2 protein-coding genes are annotated in these 3,116 nt (G+C 63.4%); one reads left to right on the top strand and one right to left on the bottom strand.

Annotation, left to right across the window (positions count from 1 at the left end; translation table 11 throughout):
* Positions 1–189: 189 nt before the first annotated feature.
* Positions 190–1,155 carry an amidohydrolase family protein gene (locus BRAS3843_RS03505; protein ID WP_008967337.1) on the top strand — a complete coding sequence of 322 codons (966 nt, stop codon included), beginning with the start codon at positions 190–192 and terminating at the stop codon, positions 1,153–1,155.
* A 112-nt stretch (positions 1,156–1,267) separates the two neighbouring features.
* Here BRAS3843_RS03505 and BRAS3843_RS03500 read toward each other — a convergent pair whose 3' ends face one another.
* Positions 1,268–2,185, bottom strand: a complete 918-nt coding sequence (locus tag BRAS3843_RS03500) for an alpha/beta hydrolase (protein WP_008967336.1) — start codon at positions 2,183–2,185, stop codon at positions 1,268–1,270.
* Positions 2,186–3,116: the final 931 nt, after the last annotated feature.

Here is a 3,116-nt window from a genome sequence, read left to right as displayed (position 1 = left end):
ACGACCGGTCAGTGATCTCGTCACTGATATCGTGACGGCGCTCGAAGGCTGAAGCGCTTGCATATCCGGCCTGCACCGTACGCGGGCACCTCCATGCTTTCGCCCATCCCAGGCTGCAGATAGTCTCCCGCTCGTTGCAGATAACAAGGCGCAGGCCGAAACGCCCGACGCCCTCAGGGAGGATTGACGATGCTCAACCGCCGCACCCTTTTGCTTGCGTCCATCGCAGCCGGAGTCACCATGAGCCATCGAGACGCGCGGGCCAAAGCAGCGCAACCGTCGACGCCGGTCGACTTCGACGTGCCGCCGCAGGCCTGCGATTGCCACACCCATATTCACGGCGATCCCGAGAAATTCCCCTTCTTCGCGGGCCGCGTCTATACGCCGGAACCCGCCTCGCCCGAGGAGATGGCCGCGCTGCACAATGCCTTGCACATCGAGCGCGTCGTGATCGTGACGCCCAGCGTCTACGGCACCGACAATTCGGCGACGCTGTTCGGCATGAAGGCGCGCGGCAACAATGCGCGGGGCGTGGCTGTGATCGATGACAAGACGCCGGAGGCCGACCTCGATCGGATGCAGCAGGATGGCTTCCGCGGCATCCGCATCAATCTCGCCACTGGCGGCATCAACGATCCGTCCGTGGGACGCGCACGTTTCTCCGCCGCGGTCGATCGCGTCAAGGCGCGCGGCTGGCACGTCCAGCTCTACACCAACACGCCAATGATCGCGGCGATCAAGGATCTGGTCGCGGCCTCACCGGTGCCGGCGGTGTTCGATCATTTCGGCGGCGCGGAGGCTGCGCTTGGGCTCGAACAGCCGGGCTTTCCGGAACTGCTTGAGCTCGTCAAGAGCGGCGCGGCCTATGTGAAAATCTCCGGCGCCTACCGCGCCTCCAAGCTCGCGCCGGATTATCCTGACGTCGTTCCCTTCGCCAAGGCGCTGATCGAGGCCAATCCGGACCGCATCGTCTGGGGCACCGACTGGCCGCATCCGGACTCGACCATCCGTCCCGACCGCAAGCTGACCGACATTGCGCCGCTCTATCAGATCGACGACGGACGCCTGATGAACCAGCTGCTGGTCTGGGCCCCTGACGCCGCAATCCGCAAGAAGATCCTGGTCGACAATCCGGCGCAACTGTACGGGTTTTGAGAGTTCGTAGTTCGTAGGATGGGTAGAGCCGAAGGCGAAACCCATCGCGAACACGTTACGTTGGGCGTGATGGGCTTCGCTGCGCTCAACCCATCCTACACACCACTACACACTAATTATTAGGTGTTGTGCCAATGCCGAGGCGGCCGCGCATCCATTTCGCGGCCTCCTCGATGGCGGTGATCCCGGCGCGAACGACCGCGTGAAAAAATGGCCAGGAATGCGTCATCCCGGCCCAGACGTCGAGACGGACGCCCTGCCCCGCGAGCGCAGCGCGATTCACGAAGGCCAGCGAGTCCGAGAGCAGCACCTCCTCGGTCCCGACCTGGATCATGATCAGCGGCAGCCCCGAGAGATCCGCGCGCACCGGCGAGGTATAGGCATCGTCGCGCCGGTCACCCAGAAAGTTGGCTGCGTAGACCCGCATCGCGTCACGCGAGATGATCGGGTCGCGTGCACCGACCTGATCGTAGGATTCGCCGGCGGTACTCATGTCGAGCCAGGGGCTCAGCAGGTAGAGCCCGGCCGGTTGTGGCAGGCCGCTGTCCCTCGCCTTCAACAGCAAGGCCGTCGCGAGATTGCCGCCAGCCGACTCGCCGCCTACGATGAGGTTCTCAGGTTTGATGCCGGACGCCAGTATCGCGCGATAGGCTGAGAGGGCATCCTCCAGCGCCGCCGGATAAGGATGCTCGGGCGCCAGCCGGTAGTCGATGTGATAGCCGGTCACGCCGGCAGCGATCGCGAGCCGCGACAGCAGGCTGCGGTTGGTCTTGATACCGCCGACGACGTAGCCGCCGCCGTGCAGGAAGAGCAGCGCCTTGTCCGCGGCCGCGCCTCGATGGATAATCTTCTCAGCCGGGACTCCCGATAGATCGAGGCCCTGCAATTCCACGCCATCGAGCAACGGCTCGCCGCCCATGGCCGCATCGAACGTCGCGCGCTGTTCCGGATAGGATTTTGCGCGCAGCCCCGCAAGGAATGCCGGGGCCGTCCTGCGCAGCTGTTCAACGTCGGGATCGTGATGCACCATGCCTATCTCCGGTCTCGGGCAAGACCGGAAACTACGCGCGCGCTGCAATCACGGTCCATTCACGCTTCACGCACGCGATGCGCAATGTTGCGGCCGTAACCTCTTTTCGCGCTTCCGCCCGAATGCGAAGCGGCTGCTTGATTTGCGACTGCGTCCATGCCCTTCGATCAACACTGCGACCTGACGCAATATCTATTCGACTGCCGGGATTTGCTGGCTTGGATCGATCACCTTGTCCGTATTCCGATCGGCAATACGTAGTACGGAGAACTGAAGGACCGATCTCGTACCGAGTGACCGGTCTCTTGTCCCGGACGCAGTGCGGCACGAAGTGACGCACTGCAGAGCCGGGACCCAGAACGGCCGGGCGGCGCTCTGACGAGACGCACCCGTGAAGAATGAAGAGATGCAATTTGAGGCAGCGCTCTTCGCCTAGCGGCCGCCTGGACATGACGATCGTGTAACAAGCCGGACTGGGTCCCGGCTCTGCGGTGCAGCACTTTGTGCCGCACCGCGTCCGGGACACGGGAGTGGCGAGCCCAAATCCGCAGCACGCGCCACGCGCTTCAAACCGAATATGCGTGCGACTGGGTCCTTCACGATTTCCAGGTTCGTCGCGCCGAAAAACTCATTTCGCTTGCGATCTCAACGCCGAGGCTGGTTTCAAGAGCTCGCGCCAAAAATAAATCGCTTCCGAAAATCCTAAAATCAGTTGTAGGCTCCGCCTGTTCCGGTCCGGATGAGGGGCGTACGCGTCGTCACGATACGTTGGGCCGGCAATGCGGTGGACGTGAGAGCATCGAAGCGCGTCATGCGCGGACGACGATGCGATTACGGACGGCGAAATCGTGTGGTCCTGGCGTCCCGGTGCTGACGCCCAGCGCAACGCGCATAGCGCGTTGTCGCTGACGCGACGAAGCTTCGCTTCGCG

Source organism: Bradyrhizobium sp. STM 3843 (genome assembly GCF_000239815.1).
Taxonomy (GTDB): domain Bacteria; phylum Pseudomonadota; class Alphaproteobacteria; order Rhizobiales; family Xanthobacteraceae; genus Bradyrhizobium.
This window is presented reverse-complemented; position numbering and strand designations above follow the sequence as displayed.

What these genes read in the sequence shown, in the direction of transcription:
- BRAS3843_RS03505 (WP_008967337.1), top strand. Translation starts at nt 190, where the DNA reads ATGCTCAACCGCCGCACCCTTTTGCTTGCGTCCATCGCAGCCGGAGTC.
- BRAS3843_RS03500 (WP_008967336.1), bottom strand. Translation starts at nt 2,185, where the DNA reads ATGGTGCATCACGATCCCGACGTTGAACAGCTGCGCAGGACGGCCCCG.